General features: G+C 58.3%; 21 protein-coding genes and 1 pseudogene. 5 read left to right on the top strand and 17 right to left on the bottom strand.

Annotation, left to right across the window (positions count from 1 at the left end; genetic code table 11):
- Window positions 1–14: 14 nt before the first annotated feature.
- The 5 genes from EL257_RS04015 to EL257_RS03990 all read left to right on the top strand — a co-directional run bounded on the left by EL257_RS04015 (window position 15) and on the right by EL257_RS03990 (window position 1,769).
- Window positions 15–224, top strand: a complete 210-nt coding sequence (locus EL257_RS04015) for a hypothetical protein (protein ID WP_126360041.1) — start codon at window positions 15–17, stop codon at window positions 222–224.
- A gap of 112 nt (window positions 225–336) precedes the next feature.
- Window positions 337–603: a DUF4224 domain-containing protein gene (locus EL257_RS04010; protein ID WP_331852529.1), complete on the top strand. Its 267-nt coding sequence runs from the start codon at window positions 337–339 to the stop codon at window positions 601–603.
- Window positions 604–635: 32 nt separating this feature from the next.
- Window positions 636–872, top strand: a complete 237-nt coding sequence (locus tag EL257_RS04005; RefSeq protein WP_126360039.1) for an excisionase — start codon at window positions 636–638, stop codon at window positions 870–872.
- A complete protein-coding gene (locus tag EL257_RS04000) occupies window positions 869–1,099 on the top strand; it encodes a hypothetical protein (RefSeq protein ID WP_126360037.1) in 231 nt (76 codons plus the stop codon). Before EL257_RS04005 ends, EL257_RS04000 begins: the two co-directional genes overlap by 4 nt.
- A gap of 385 nt (window positions 1,100–1,484) precedes the next feature.
- Window positions 1,485–1,769, top strand: coding sequence for a hypothetical protein (locus EL257_RS03990; protein ID WP_126360033.1), 285 nt, complete (start codon window positions 1,485–1,487; stop codon window positions 1,767–1,769).
- Here the strand turns inward: EL257_RS03990 and EL257_RS03985 are convergent.
- The 17 genes and pseudogenes from EL257_RS03985 to EL257_RS03910 all read right to left on the bottom strand — a co-directional run bounded on the left by EL257_RS03985 (window position 1,763) and on the right by EL257_RS03910 (window position 14,025).
- Window positions 1,763–2,227: a lysis system i-spanin subunit Rz gene (locus EL257_RS03985; RefSeq protein ID WP_126367988.1), complete on the bottom strand. Its 465-nt coding sequence runs from the start codon at window positions 2,225–2,227 to the stop codon at window positions 1,763–1,765. The genes EL257_RS03990 and EL257_RS03985 overlap by 7 nt on opposite strands.
- A gap of 38 nt (window positions 2,228–2,265) precedes the next feature.
- Window positions 2,266–2,688 (bottom strand): cell wall hydrolase, encoded by a 423-nt coding sequence (locus tag EL257_RS03980; protein WP_126360030.1) that lies wholly within the window; start codon window positions 2,686–2,688, stop codon window positions 2,266–2,268.
- An 82-nt stretch (window positions 2,689–2,770) separates the two neighbouring features.
- Complete coding sequence (locus tag EL257_RS03975) at window positions 2,771–3,199, bottom strand: phage tail assembly chaperone (protein ID WP_232013065.1); 429 nt, start codon at window positions 3,197–3,199, stop codon at window positions 2,771–2,773.
- A gap of 7 nt (window positions 3,200–3,206) precedes the next feature.
- Entirely contained in the window at window positions 3,207–3,521 is a 315-nt protein-coding gene (locus EL257_RS28340) for a gp53-like domain-containing protein (protein ID WP_419866609.1), read from the bottom strand.
- 207 nt (window positions 3,522–3,728) lie between these two features.
- Window positions 3,729–3,944: pseudogene (locus tag EL257_RS03970) on the bottom strand (hypothetical protein); the annotation flags it as partial.
- 10 nt (window positions 3,945–3,954) lie between these two features.
- Window positions 3,955–4,554: a YmfQ family protein gene (locus EL257_RS03965; RefSeq protein WP_126360028.1), complete on the bottom strand. Its 600-nt coding sequence runs from the start codon at window positions 4,552–4,554 to the stop codon at window positions 3,955–3,957.
- Window positions 4,545–5,582 carry a baseplate J/gp47 family protein gene (locus tag EL257_RS03960; protein WP_126360026.1) on the bottom strand — a complete coding sequence of 346 codons (1,038 nt, stop codon included), beginning with the start codon at window positions 5,580–5,582 and terminating at the stop codon, window positions 4,545–4,547. The genes EL257_RS03965 and EL257_RS03960 overlap by 10 nt, the downstream gene beginning before the upstream one ends.
- Complete coding sequence (locus EL257_RS03955) at window positions 5,572–5,970, bottom strand: phage GP46 family protein (RefSeq protein WP_126360024.1); 399 nt, start codon at window positions 5,968–5,970, stop codon at window positions 5,572–5,574. Before EL257_RS03955 ends, EL257_RS03960 begins: the two co-directional genes overlap by 11 nt.
- Window positions 5,967–6,476 carry a phage baseplate assembly protein V gene (locus EL257_RS03950; RefSeq protein WP_126360023.1) on the bottom strand — a complete coding sequence of 170 codons (510 nt, stop codon included), beginning with the start codon at window positions 6,474–6,476 and terminating at the stop codon, window positions 5,967–5,969. Before EL257_RS03950 ends, EL257_RS03955 begins: the two co-directional genes overlap by 4 nt.
- Window positions 6,473–7,585, bottom strand: a complete 1,113-nt coding sequence (locus EL257_RS03945) for a phage baseplate assembly protein (RefSeq protein ID WP_126360021.1) — start codon at window positions 7,583–7,585, stop codon at window positions 6,473–6,475. Before EL257_RS03945 ends, EL257_RS03950 begins: the two co-directional genes overlap by 4 nt.
- A gap of 3 nt (window positions 7,586–7,588) precedes the next feature.
- Window positions 7,589–8,845, bottom strand: a complete 1,257-nt coding sequence (locus EL257_RS03940; protein WP_126360019.1) for a DNA circularization protein — start codon at window positions 8,843–8,845, stop codon at window positions 7,589–7,591.
- Complete coding sequence (locus EL257_RS03935) at window positions 8,842–10,905, bottom strand: phage tail tape measure protein (protein WP_126360017.1); 2,064 nt, start codon at window positions 10,903–10,905, stop codon at window positions 8,842–8,844. Before EL257_RS03935 ends, EL257_RS03940 begins: the two co-directional genes overlap by 4 nt.
- 130 nt (window positions 10,906–11,035) lie before the next feature.
- Entirely contained in the window at window positions 11,036–11,332 is a 297-nt protein-coding gene (locus EL257_RS03930; protein WP_126360015.1) for a phage tail assembly protein, read from the bottom strand.
- Entirely contained in the window at window positions 11,329–11,676 is a 348-nt protein-coding gene (locus EL257_RS03925; RefSeq protein WP_126360013.1) for a phage tail tube protein, read from the bottom strand. Before EL257_RS03925 ends, EL257_RS03930 begins: the two co-directional genes overlap by 4 nt.
- A gap of 59 nt (window positions 11,677–11,735) precedes the next feature.
- Window positions 11,736–13,232 (bottom strand): phage tail sheath subtilisin-like domain-containing protein, encoded by a 1,497-nt coding sequence (locus tag EL257_RS03920; protein WP_126360011.1) that lies wholly within the window; start codon window positions 13,230–13,232, stop codon window positions 11,736–11,738.
- Window positions 13,232–13,438 carry a DUF2635 domain-containing protein gene (locus tag EL257_RS03915; protein WP_126360009.1) on the bottom strand — a complete coding sequence of 69 codons (207 nt, stop codon included), beginning with the start codon at window positions 13,436–13,438 and terminating at the stop codon, window positions 13,232–13,234. Before EL257_RS03915 ends, EL257_RS03920 begins: the two co-directional genes overlap by 1 nt.
- Complete coding sequence (locus EL257_RS03910; RefSeq protein WP_126360007.1) at window positions 13,435–14,025, bottom strand: phage tail terminator protein; 591 nt, start codon at window positions 14,023–14,025, stop codon at window positions 13,435–13,437. Before EL257_RS03910 ends, EL257_RS03915 begins: the two co-directional genes overlap by 4 nt.
- Window positions 14,026–14,045 lie beyond the last annotated feature (20 nt).

Raw genomic sequence — 14,045 nt, 5'->3', positions numbered from 1 at the left:
AAGGAGGACATCACATGCCAAATTCAGACTTGCTCCCTTCTCTGCTCTACAAAATTAACGAGAACCAGCTCGCCCTCGAAGCAGCCATCATGGAGCTGACAAACTGGGTTGAGCAGCGAGGCTCGGCCGAGGTTGCTGAGAACGTGCGTGGCGCACTATGGGCCATCAACAAGAATGAGGAATTCATCAAGATGACCTTGGCTGTCATGATGGCGCCGGATTGACAAATCCTCACATCACCGCCGCTATACTCATTCAGTGCGCGCGTAAGCGAACTCTTTCACGTATGCCTGGCAGGCTTGCAGCGCGATCAGTCCGCGGTCACTGGTGTCGGTGATGGCGATAATTCTTTACTCGCAAGCGGCAGCAAATGCAGGGGTTATAAGCATTGCACGAGCGAACGATATGTTTCTAACGAAAGACGAAATGGCCGTATTTACGGGCTATGAGCGGCCGGCCGCTCAGTCACGCTGGTTACATGACAACTCGATCCCTTGCATTCGCGGCGGGGATGGGCATGCAAAGGTGTTGCGCCAAGTTGTCATCAGCCTCCTCGGAGGGCGCTGCGAAGCTAAGAAAGAGCCAGAGCTCCGACTGAAATAAGTTTGATAATAAACTCATGACCCGGTGCCTTCATGACCAAACTGACTCTCACTGAATGGGCCAAAGATCACTTCAGAACGCCTCCCTGCTCAAACACGCTGAGAAAGTGGGCACGCGAAGGGCGAATCTCCCCTGCCCCGATCAAGCATGGGCGCAATTACTATGTGGAGCCAAATGCTCACTACCGTGAACCAGCGCGGCTTGATAGGACGGCTGGAAGCAGTCTGGTTGAGCGTGTAGAGGCGGCTCGGAGAGGGCAAGGAGTATGAAAATTCTTTCTCAGGTCACCGTTAGACTGCCCAGGCTGATGGAGGCCAGCGAGTATCGAAAGCTGCGCTATGCGGGCAATAAACCTAGCCTGCAGCAGCTGAAAAAATGGATTGAAGAGGGCGAGGTCGTAGGTGAAATTACGGGAGGCATGTACTTCGTGGATATACAGGCGGCCGTCTTGGGGTCGAATGATCCATTACTGGCGCAGATGCTTAAGCTAAATTGACGCCAGTTCCACGTTGAATGGTTGTGCCTGCAGCTCGTCGCCTTAAGGTCGCCCAGTTACGGCGCCTCGATTACTGTACATCCAAACAGTACTCAGCAAGGCGCCTCCGTGGACCCCCTCTATATAGAAGACACCGACGATTGGCTCGGCACCCCGACTCCGCTCGAAACCTGCCGGCATCAGCTCCGGATGTACGAGAACGAATTCGAAGCGCTCACCCTTCAGCTGCAGCGAGCGCTGGAAAACGTTCAAGGCTTGGTTCGGGATAATGACCGGATCACACAGGAGAGGGATTCTCTGAGAGCAAAGCTCATGTCAGTTGAATCGGAGTTACTGACTGAGAAGCGTAAATTTGTTCAAGTTGAACACCAAAGGAGCTTTCTCCATGATGAAAACCAGCGATTGCTCCAGGAGCGGAGAGACAGTGAAGAGGAATGAAGTGGCCAGCGCCATGAAGAACCTTGAAGATCTCGAGCTTCCACAAGTAATGCAGAGCAAGATCGGCGGTCACGTGCGCAGGGTTTCGGATGCTCAGGGTGAGGCCGATATCCGCCTGGCGGTCGAACGCGCCGAGGGTTTTGTGGAAGGGCTGGAAGCTGCTCGCTGCTTGAACCCCGCCACGATTGAGGCGCTTTTCATCATTGTAGAAAGCGCATCGGTTCGTCATTGAGCCAGCGCTTTTACATACGCTTGGCACGCCTGAAGCGCGATCAGTCCACGGTCGCCGGTGTCGGTGATGGCGATAATTCGTTGAGCATGCGCCGGGTCAAGTCTGGCTCGTACGGTTGCATGATCCACGCTGCCGGCGCCGGTGGTTTTTGGCACGTCACACCCACTGGCTGAATCCGCGGCGATGAGGACTGACAGCCGCACATCAGCAGTGGCAAGACGATCGCGCAGGCGAGCCTGATCGTTTTGTGCATTGGTCATTTTCTCAAAGTGGGTTTTCTCGCTGGCCGACAGCTTCTGTTCGAGCGCGAGACGCTTGTCCTGCTCAGCTTGTTGCGCGGCCGCACCGACCAGGGCCATTTGATTGAGGGTGTCGGTGTGCAGCCTGGCCTGCTCGGCGAGCTGACGACCATAGCGCCAGTCCTGAAACTGCCAGGCACTGCCGAAGCCGGCGAGCATCAGCGCCAGCACGCCAATTAGGCGCCAAGCGACGGCTGTCACGGAACATCCTTGAAAAAGACGTGGTGCCCGAGCTTCAATGTCTGCTTGGCCTTCGCCGCCCAGCCCGGTGCCTTGATGCTGGTGGCGTAATAGTGCGTGGCGCCGCCGGTAGGATCCGGCACTTTGCCGTCGATCACTTGGTCAGCAGCAATTCGGCACTGCGCCAGTTCGCGGAACGGGATCTGCTTCACGCCGATCAGGAATTGATAGTTCGGGTCTGTTTTGTTCCAGCAGCTGAACTGATAAGGCTTCTGGCACACGCCCACGTAGCCCTCGCCCCACCACGACTTGGTCTTACCGTCGTTCACTCGATTGCGAATCGTCCAGGCCACGGCTAACTGTCCAGCCAGTGATTCGCCGCGCGCCTCCCCCCAAAGCGTGCGGGCAAGTATGTCTCGGTCTTTATCAGTCAAAGTCATCAGCTCTCTCCAGGCACAAAAAAACCCGCGCGATGGCGGGCCTAGTTACGAATACAAAAAAACGCCCAGGCGGTGCGGGCGTTTATTTATCTTGGTCAGCAATCCATGTTGGTCCCACAGGCCGCTGAGCTTGATCGGGAAACTGCGGCGACTGGGGCCAGTCGCGCAGCGACTGCATGTGCACCAGTAGTTCGGTAAACAGCTCGGGAGTGAGGATTGTCTCGATGCCTAGTTCTAATTGGTCGCGATGTCGGTCACGCAGCCATATCAGTTTCACCAACTCCTTATCCCGCCAGTCGCGTTCCTGCTCGTGTAGATTCGGCTCAACGACAGGCTGCGGCTGCTTCAACAACTCACCGTCTACCAAGCGCCAAACACCATCCGTTTCGTTCAGCGTTGAACGCCACAAAGCTTCCGATATCTCCATTGCATCACTGGGAAGGGCCACATAGAAGCTGCTGTCGTAGCGACCGTTGATCTCACCAGCGTCATTAAAAGTCAGATATTTCATTCTTACCTCAACGGCCAATGGCCAAATAAACGAAAGGAATCGCCACGCTTCCCGATGCTCGCACATGGGTCACAGACCAGTTGATAGTGTTCGCCGTGAAATAATGGGCCGTAGAGGGGTTGTTAGAGTTTTGCATTTCTGAGGCTCGATCCCCGATGATTCGGAAAATCTGGTTGGGAAAAGCCATAGGAAACGGATAGGCGTTTGCTGCGATCGCCGTACCTACCTGCGCCGTCTGCTGGCCCCATTGAATAATCACACCGCCCAGCCAAGACGGTAGCGCGAGGTAACCATTGGCACCGAAATTCCACACGACGCCCATCCTAAGCTTTTTCGGCGTAACCATTGTGGCGTCATCCTCACCAGCATCCGTTTGCGCCTGAGTAGCAACCTTGGCCCAACCCAACACAGCTTCTGTGGCTTGCCCTACCACCTTGGCAATCGCCTGAAAAACTCGTAACGGCGTCATCCGCTTGACATTATCCGTCCCCGCTTCAGCTTCGGCTTTGCTCGCCGCAGGAATAACACTCGACTGCACCAGCTGGTTGATTGCGACCCTCAGTTGAGTATTGTCCTCTTCACTTGGAGTAAGCCCTGCCCCGCTGACGACATTCAAAACCTCGTCAGTGATTGAGTTGCCCCATTGCGACGGTATCAATGAACCTGGCGTGCCGGTCAGCGGGTTTTCATCAACAAACTTTCCGTCTACCAGACCTATACTGGGCACACTTTTTGGATAATCCATTTGCTACCTCTCAGTCATAATTGATGTGCACGACGGTATGCGCCGGCGCGGGTCCGCGTATCAAACATTCCAGCGGGTCACCAGGGTTAGTGCCGAACCGACCTCCCCAATAGCTGGCACCGAAGCGCCTACCTTGCCGCTTACGGCCTCCGGTATTCAGCGTCCAAATGAACTGCGCATTCCAAGTGCCAAAGTGCGAAACACCAAAACGAGAACGCCCCATACGGGGCGCTCGGTGCTCGGTGATTGTGGCGTCGGGATAGCCTTGGCTCACCGCAATTTCGATGAAATACGCCCTGCTCTGCCCGCCTACCTCAACCAGTCGCCTTCGAACCGTAAGCCGCCGATCTTCGAACGCAGGGTTGGGGCCGAGGCATGGATCCGGCAGATTCATCACGGCTTCCCAGTCCGGAACGAGTTCGCTGACGCCTGATGGGTCCATCTCATTCATCAGGTCTACGGCGCGCGCATCGAGGCGGGAGAATTCGAGGGCCACACCACGCAGCACAAGCTCGATCTCGGGCACCAACTCCGGATCCCACGCCGGGCCGGAGGGCAACAGACCGCGTAGTTGCCGGCGGTACTGATCGGCAGTTCTCGCTACAGCCATGTGATGCCTCCGAAGGTCAGCAGCTCATTGGCAGCGGCGGGCACGTCTGCGACTGGTACGGTCAGCGAGTGGTCGGTTTCCCCGGCCGCGCCGCTGATGGCCTCCCGGATGTGGCTGATCAGCAGCGTGTCACCCAGCCCGGCTTCGCGCTCATGCAAGTCTTTCAGGCTTGCCGTGATCGCCGCGCGAACCGCCGTCGTATCCGGTACCGGGTGAATGCTGTAAAGAACGGGTTTCAATGTTGGGGCCAGAACGTAAAGTTCGGCCGTCACTGGCCTCAAAGGCTCGATGTAATCCTTGATCTCCTGCAACTGCGTAGGGTTCGGCACTGGTACAGGATCGTTGTCCCGCATCACGAAGAGCCCAACTGTGCCCGGGCCCATATAGTTGCCCCGGCACCAAGCCCGCGTAACCCCTGGAAACTCCAAAGCCCAGGTCTCGTAATCGTCCGCCGATCCTCCGTGCGGTATGACTCGGTAGGAGCGGATCACTCTGGCACGCAGCGACTCCACGCTTTCCTTTTCGATGCCGCCCGAAAGCCCCGGGGCAATGACGGTGAAGGCATTGGTGACGCCAGCCACGGGCTGGACCAACGTCAGCTGTAGTCCCTCGTCGGCGTTCCCAAGCGCCCCGGCTTCGACCGCTTCAATCGTTGCGGTATTCGTGCCGGCCACGGTCGTGACTCCAGCCGTAACTCGATACATACGGCCGTCCGCAGCCTGAAGCACGACATCAGCATCCAGCACCGCGCCGGCCGCTGCCGCGAAGATGGCGCCCCCCTCGGCAGGCTGAGCGGCATTGCGCGGCTGGTTCAACCGCAGAGCGGCCACCCGCTCCAAGGTTTCCTCATCAGCGCGGTCAGGCAGTATCTGGTCGACGATCCAGTCGAGGTATCCATAAAGCCCGTAGGCTGTCCCACTCAAGGTACGGGCCAGCACCTGCGCATCGGAGCGGCGCAGCGCGTCGCTGGCCAGATCGCTTTGCGTGCGACTGATGAGTACCGGCAGTGAAGGTGTCTCAAACGGCATAGATCACCTGCCAGGAAGATAGGGGTTTGATTTCGATGCGGTTACCGCCGGGCACCGTGATGATGACCGTCAGGTTGAGGCGACTGATTTCAGCCTTCTCACTGGTGACCTCTATCGCGATTGCATGGCCGTCATCCATCAACCACCGCAGGGCTTCGTTCGCGTAAAACTCTGCGTCTCGTTGCGTTGCGTCGGTCAGCTTCACCCGGCGCAGTAGCCAAAGCCGCGAGCCAATGCGGTCGTCCGCTATGTTCGGGTAGCTATCACCCCACCACCCGAACAGCTCGTCATCGTCTACGGGATCGTCGGTCAGCGCTCGGCGCCAAGTGAACAAACTGATCAGCACTGCGCGGGTCAGCGCTGCATCACGGTCAGCAGAAATAATCATCCAACCTCCGGTACAGGTGGGCCGCTTTGATCGTCACCCATCTCCACACCTGCGTGCGGATGGTTGATCTGGCTGACGCCGCCAGCGACCTGATCACCCGTGGAGACGATCTGCCCGGTCTGGTTGATGACCGGGGTGTCAAAGTTCACCGCGGTCGTTGCCTTGATGTTCAAGGTGCCGGTTTCGATATCGATGATCCGTCCACGCTTGAAGTGGATCTTGTCGCCCTCGTCCGTGTAGATGGCCACCTCGCCCGACTCCAATTCCTTGATGCGGTATCTGCGATCAGAGGCGACTACCACAATCGCGTGGGAGCGGTCGCCATTCATGAACATTGTCAGCACCTCGGCACCGGGCAATGGATTGCTGGTCAGCCCGTAGGGCTCGAAGTGCTCTACGTTGTCCTTCAATTCACGGGCCGTCAGCCTCACCTGCAGCGTCTGCATCATCTTCCCGGCCGCCGCCAGCACCACCGTGCCGCGTGCCATCACGCTTTTCAGGCTCATTTTTTGGGCTCGTAGTCTGCGGGAATGAGGTATTCGAAGTTGTCGGCCTTGCCGCCCTTCTTAAGCTTGCGATCCTTGTGAGGGTCGTGTGGCTCTGGCTCGTAAGCATCAGGCGGGCCGACCTCCAGCGTGGTGATCATGCCGCTGTCATTGAGCGTGTAAGTCACGCGGGCGATGAGCATGATTCGATCGAACCCAATGATGGGATCGATTACGCGGGCCAACGAGTTATGCTTCCACAGCGCGCCATTGGACTGGCGCCAGCCCTGTACGGTGTAGGTAGTGGTAAGCGCTTTCCCCATCCGGTTGCCGCGCTCCCAGTTCGCCCGAGCCATCGCGAGCTCATTGGTCATCTGCCCGGATTCCTGGATGATCATCACGCGCTTGCGGGTTACACGAGGATCGGATTGCGAGGCAGATACCTCGGCGGCTTGCTCGCCGAATTCATCGTCGCTGCCGCTCTTTTGACCGAGGACTTGGTATTCCGAAAACACGGGGGAGAAGTCGAGACCGGCATCCCCCGTAAGGATATTTTTCCCGACCTCGATCGCGTCAAATGCGCGGACCTCGCTACCTGGCTTCGCCAGCACCGCCATGCCCTTGGCGTCATCTGTCGAGAAAACCCGGAACAAGGTCAGCAGGCGGTCGATGGATTCGAAAACCGTTTCACCGGGCTCAATGGTGTGATCAGAAAGCTTTGCCCCTTCCGGGATCTCGCTGCGCACACGAATGCCGTAGGGCGCTGCAAGCGCGCTGACGATAGCCAGCACGCTCTGGTTGTTCCATTGGCCGGGCTTGTTGACGGCCGCGCAGTCGACCAGGTCCGCAGTCAGTGATCGGCCACCTACACCGGTGGTGATTTGCTGGTGGTCATAGCTGATCGGCGTGCTGAACACCCACCCCGTCAAAACCAGATCATCACCAATACGCACCTGGCATTTGGCACCGTTCTTGATGGGCAGCGGTTCGAGGTGTCCCGCCCACTTCCATGTGATGCCGAGATTGAAGGAGCGCGCCTGATCCTCGAGGCCCGCAGAGATCTCCACCGATTTCCAGCCAGAGTAATCCAGGCCATCAACCGTGAGGCTGACAGCGTTGTTGTCGTCCATGAGTTACCTCTGTGCGATTTTGATAGGCAGCGCAGGCACAAACCCTGGGTGACGTAGTCGATTGCGCTGCACCACTTCGGATTCGCGAGTGGCGTCACCGAAACGACGGTAGGCCAGCACCAGCGCCGACAGGGTTTCCGGTGGCGTGATCTCCACCAGGCGCACGCCGGATTCCGCAACGGCGGTCAGGTGCTTCACGATCGACTGACGCAGAGTGTTCAGCACGATGTAATGCTCCGGGTCAGCTTTCAGCGATGCCTGAAAGATCGCCTCGTTGAGCGTATCGCGCAGCTCTATCACGTCATCCGCCACCGGGACTTCCGCCCGCACGACGGGTTGCACCGCTTGCTGTTCAACCGAAGGCGCGGACACCGTTGAAACCGGCTGAGAGGCAATTGGCATCTGACTGACGATCAACGCCACCTGCATGAGCAGCGCGTCTTGAACCAGGTTGGCCGTGGCCTGTGACGCCGCAGCGGCGTCGACACCGCCTGCCTGACTTACGGTGTTGATGCTGACGATTGATTCAGTCTGCTGCGTCGCGCTGGCCACCGAGTCGCGGTAGTTCGAATCGGACTCTTCGCCGAAATAGTCATCTAACGAAAAGTCACTGAAGTAGCTCCCGAAAAGAGCGGACAGCGCATCCGGGGCATTGATCAGCGATTGCACAAAACCAGTCAGGTTCGTGAACACACCGACGATGCTGGAAAACTGTTGCTGGATCGCGGTGTAGACACCCGACAGTGTGTTGCGCAGTCGAGCAATCCCGAGCTTCGCCTGATCCACTGCCGCCATCGCGGCCTTGTAACGTCTCAAAGCGGATTCCCAAAACGTCTCCGAAGCCTTGACGACTTGCTGCTGGGTGTTGACCTTCGGTTTAGGGAACGTCAGCGGGATATCGGGGTAGAAGGTGACCGCGAACGAGGCCATGCCGCCTTGCGTGTACTCATGGGTGACTTCAGCTTCACCGGCCTTGACCTGCATGCGACCCAGCCAAGGGTGCACCAACTCGCCAGCACCAGGCTTTTGCAGGGCCTCAATGAATTTGTCGCGGCGCTCAAAGCAGTCATCACCAATAATCCAGCACACCAGCCGGTGCACTTGCGCCTGCTTGCCCAATTGCTCGGCGTAGGGTTCATCCCGCTGCGGGAATTCATGTAACTGCACCTTCATGCCGATAGGCACCGACGCTTGGGGGATCAGAAAACTGACCCCCCGAAACGAAGCCGGCAACATCTCATCACGCCACGTCTTCGTCATTGACCGGGCCTCATTATGCCGATGGTTCGTGTTCCAACACTGGGCTTGATGCTCAGTCCGGGCTGATTGGTTTTTGGCTGGTCAACAGTCGTGCCGGGCGGCGCTCCATTGATGTTGATGCTCAACTCACCGTTAAGCTTCTGAGCCTGATTGGCCGAGGCTTGCTGCAGAACACCACTGGACTCGCCAGCGAGGTTTGGAGCGCTCAACAATTTATCCGTGCTGGGAATCCCCATGCCGTTACGCATCATTCGCTGATAGCGCTGTGCGCCCTCCACGGCGCCGGACTCAATCAGCGAACCGTCACCACCGCCGACACCGGCATTGCGGGCCGTTTGCGCTTCTGCGAACTCGTTCGCCTTGTCTGTAGCCGTCTGGATGAAACCTTTACCCCCCTCTTCCATGCCGAGGAGTTTCATCATCGGCTCAAGGATTGGCCTGATGCGATCCCACATGCCTTTGAAAAAGGCCACAATGGGCTCCCAGTTATTGACGACCATCCCGAGCGGGCTCCAATCGAACAGATCACCCAAGAACTTCATCACCGGCGTGGATACGGCGTAAAGCACATTCCAAATTGCAGAGAACAATTTGGTCAGCGGCTCCCAGTTTTCCTGAATCAGCGCCATGGGCGTGAACTGCCATGCCAGCTTGATCCACTCCCAGAACACCATTGCCGGACGCCGCACCCGCTCCCACATCCTTTCGAAGAACGGAGCAACCGTCTTCCAGTTCGCGATCAGCAAGCCAGCGGCCAGAGCAATGACCCGCACGATGATGCCGACCGGGCTCATTGCCGTTACGGCGCTGAACAACTTCATGGCCCACATGGCCGCGGTGACTGCCACGCGCATCACACCGAAAGCCACGCCAGCACCTAGAACCCCTTTGATCAGTCCAGGGTGCTCAGATGCCAAGGCCGAAACCCTTGAAACCAGAGGGCCTATTTCGGTCATCAACTCGTTGAAGGGAGGAAGTAGCGCGTTCCCGACTTCAACGCCCAGTCGGGTTACGCGGTTTTGCAGGAGCTGCATTGCGTTGGCGGTTGTGGCCGAACGCGCGGCGTATTCCTTCTGCATCGAACCCGCAAAACCAGAGCCGTCCTCAACGTCGCGGAAACTCTTTTTCAACAAATCCAGATTAGTCAGAAGCGGAGCAATTGCCGAAACCGATTCGGTTCCGAACAGCTCGGTGAGTAGCCCAGCCTGCTTTGAAGGATCAACCTGAGCAATTCGGGCAAGCACATCTTCAATGGTGCCTTGGGCATCCTTCTGCATGGACTTCGCCAAGTCCTTCACATCCAGTCGCAAGGACTTGAAGGCTTTGGCCTGTTGTTTTGTAGCGGAGCCGCCTTTCGTCAACGCAAGCATGAAGTTCTTCATACCGGTTGCGGCGACCTCACTCGGCACACCGACGCCCGCGAGCGTTGCGCCCATCGCGGCGATCTGGCCTGACGCCAAACCAGCGATCGCACCCAAAGGCCCGATGCGAGTAACGATGTCAGCAATCTGCGCCGCCGAGGAAGGTCCGGTGTTACTCAGGTAGTTGATCTGGTCGGCCAGTTTCACCACTTCCGGCTGGGTGAGTTTGAACGAGGTCCGCCACTTCGCCATCATGTCGCCGGACTGATCCGCCGTCTGATCGAAAGCGATCCCCATCTTCACCGCATCTTCGGCGAACTGTTTCAACTCGCCACGGGCGAAACCGGCTTGACCACCAGCAGCGACGATCGCGGCAATGCCGCTCGCCGCAACGGGCATCCTCTCGGACATATCGAGAACGTCTTTGCCCATCTGCTTGAACTGCTCAGGCGTGTCGAAGTCAACAACCTTCTTCACGTCCGCCATCGATGTTTCGAACTCCATCGCAGCGCGAGCGCCTGCAATGAAAGGCGCCGCAAACGCACCGCCTTGAACCACATCCTTAAAACCGATGTTGCCGAGACCCGACTTGTTCAATTGCTTGCGGAAGCCCGCAACGTTTTTTGCCGCTCCTTTCAGCGTCGGCGACAGCTTGTCGACGCCGGTGATCAACGCCTTGAGCTGGAACTTGTCCGCCATCACTGCACCTGCTGGATCCGGTTGATTCGTTGGGCGTGCTCCAGCGATTCGCGAAGCACATCCAGTGGCCTGTCCATCATCTGTTCGGGGTCAACCTTCCAGAACCAGGCGAGGTCGTAGGCGACTGCGATTAGGTCGGTGATGGAGACGACGCCGCAGTCATGAAAAAACTTGCCACCGCCCAGCTCAGTGCGTTGAGGTCAGACAGATCCAACTGGTTGACCGACGACGGAGGAATGCCAGCGCACACTGCGATGTATTTGGCGGCCACGTCCATGTCCAGGCTGACTTCTTCGTTTTTATCAATCTTGTAAGGCAGCGCCTTGATAGCCCTGACCTCTTGCACCGTTGGTCGGCGCAGCGTCAATTCAGCCAACGGCTCGCCGTGAGCCTCGATCGCAACCTGCAGCTTTACTGAATCACTCATTGCCAGCTCCCTTTGATGCCATCGAATTGCAGTTCAAGCGTGCCGTCGTCGCCTTTGAACGAAGGCTCATCAACCAGATAAGCACCGGACAGAACGTACACGCGGCCGTTGTTGAATTCACATGTGACCGTCATATCTCGGCCGTTGGCCAACGTTTTGATCGGAAAGCCCTGCGGCATCAGCGCCGTCATTTTCAGGTACGGCGCGAGCTCTTCCTCCTTGAAGAACCCCGGATAGATCGTCTCTCGTTTGACTTCCATCAACGGGGCTTCCGCGCCCCCCGTGATGGTCAGCTGTTCACCGTCTACTTTGACGTACGCGGTGCCGGCTACTTTTTCGCCCATGGTCTTTGTCTCCAGAATGAAAAAGCCCGCACTGGGCGGGCTGGGTGTTCAGTTGAGCGTTACGCCGCTTCGTCGTACTGGAGGCGGAACTGGTTGAGCAGCGCGAAAATGCGCAGGCCGTTGATGTAGTCAGGCGGGAACAGAACGTTGACCCGGCTTGGGTCGTTGAGATCGCGCTCCACCATCAGGTGCTCGGCAAACAGATCCGCGTTTTCGACGTGACCTTCCAGCTCGAGCTTGGCGTACTGGGCGATCAGTTCGCCGCGGATGGTCGCTGGAGTGACGATCGGCTGACCGGCGCCGAAGCGGGTGCCATCGCTCGCCAGCTTGTGCCGACCGTACTTGCTAGTGATCACGCTCTGCATGCGGCGGATGATGAACGCCGACTGATGCATGGTCTCGCTGTCCAGATACGAATTGTCGGCCTGGCCATAGGCGTTCTTCTGGTAGGTGGTGATCGAGCGCTGAATGCGTACGTAACCGCCCTCGTAGTACGACGTCGCAATTCCGTAGTTCAGCAGAGACTGGCGTTCGGTAAGCGTGAAGCGATCACTGGCCGGCGCCGGATCAACACCGGGCATGCTGCCGCTCTGCGTTGGACGGCTGGCATCGGCAGAGATGAACACCGCCGTACGCGCCGCAAGCGATGCCGCTACCACCCACACCGGTTGAGGCACGCCGACTTCGACGCCCTGAATGGTCATGTGCTGGTCGTTGCGTACCTGTCCGGCGGCGACCAGCGTACCGATGGTGCCGCGCTTGGCGGTGTACACATGGCCGAACAACTGCTTGGCCCAGCTCCAGCGGCCGGTGTTGTCGTCCATCGTGTCCTTCCAGGCATTCAGCGTGGTCGTGTCCGACCATGGCTGGCATAGAAACTCGAAGGGCTCATCACCCAGCGCTGCGATCGCATCGACCACGTCCGGCGCGCCAACGCCCGCGTTCATCGCCGTGGCCACGACGTTCAAGCCTGCCGGCGTGGATTCGCCATTGGATTTGCCCAGGCGGTTCATCTGAATGCTGATGTCGTTGCCGCTTTCGCCGGTCCACTTGCAGGTCAGCGTAACCACGCCATTGGCGGCGGTAGCGGTGACCGGAAGATCTGGCGTCGCGTTGATCTTCACAGCGAGCGCAGCGGCAGCGATTGTTGGTGTTGCCGCCGACGCAACCACCGACTGTACCCGGACGCCGCCGATGTACAGATTCAACAGCCCGGTCTCGGTTGCCGCGCCGGTAATGGTGACGGTTGCCGAGGCAGCTGTGCCGGTTTCGTTCTGCACGGGCAGACACCAGACTTCGCCGATCGGATCGACCTTGCGCCAGGTCTCGTACATCGCGGCGAGCATCGAGCCTTGGCCGGCAATGCTCTTGGCGATCGCGAGGCTGGAGACCAGCACCAGCTTGCCGATGCTTTCGCTCTGGGCGTCGTCATTGACCTGCCCGACGATGAGCCGGCGCATCACGCTCGAAGCGCTGTTTGCCGCCGAGCTATCCATCTCCGCATAAAACAGCGGCACACGGATATCGGCGGGGATGTTGCTGAATCCGATGGCCATTATTTGCCTTCCTCGATCAGCGCCGTTTTGCCGGCTTTGGTGGGTGGGGCTTCGACATTTTTGGTTCTTACATCGCCGTCAGCGAGGCGGCGGCGCCACCAGGCGTTGTCAGGAACTTCCCGGCCTTCAACGGGCAACAGGTCGCCAGCCTCCGGATCGGGCACAGAGCGGCCAGCGGCCGGCACCACAGTGATGCGCTTGGTCATGGTGTTACGTCTCCAGTGAATACAACTTCAATGCGACCGTCAGGGCCAGGTCGTTTCAGGTTTGGATCTGCGGGGTCGATGCAGTCCATGTTGATGGTCGCGCCAGTGAATGGCACAAGGCCGTCGAGTTCCATTTCCTGCCACGTCTCTGGCGGCTGGTCCGATCGATTGCGACCGAGCTGAAATTCGGAGAAGAAGGTGAATTGATAAACCACCCGCGCCCGGCTGATATGCAGCAAGGCACCCTTTCCGTATTCGATTTGCGTGTATTCAGGTCCCGGTTTCCAACCGACCAGAGCACGCCAGAGTTCGGCGCGGATGTCGTGCAACAAATCGTTGTCGGCTTGGCCGCGCTCGTCCGATGTTTTCAACACGATCACTACGTTGAACTGATCGGTAATGTCCTGAACAACCGCGTTCTGCGCTTTGCTGGGCGCGGCCGCGTCGGCAGTGGCGATCACGTAAGCGGCTGGCAACTCAAGTTGGGCACTGTCGACGACAGAATCCCAGTCGATACCGCCCGCAACGCGATCGGCAAAGGTCGGGCACGTCAGCCGCAGATGGGCAACGATAGGATTCAATTTCATGCGGGTGTCCGGAGTAGCGA

It is taken from the genome of Pseudomonas fluorescens, from assembly GCF_900636825.1.
In the GTDB taxonomy this organism is placed as follows: Bacteria; Pseudomonadota; Gammaproteobacteria; order Pseudomonadales; family Pseudomonadaceae; genus Aquipseudomonas; species Aquipseudomonas fluorescens_BG.
This window is presented reverse-complemented; position numbering and strand designations above follow the sequence as displayed.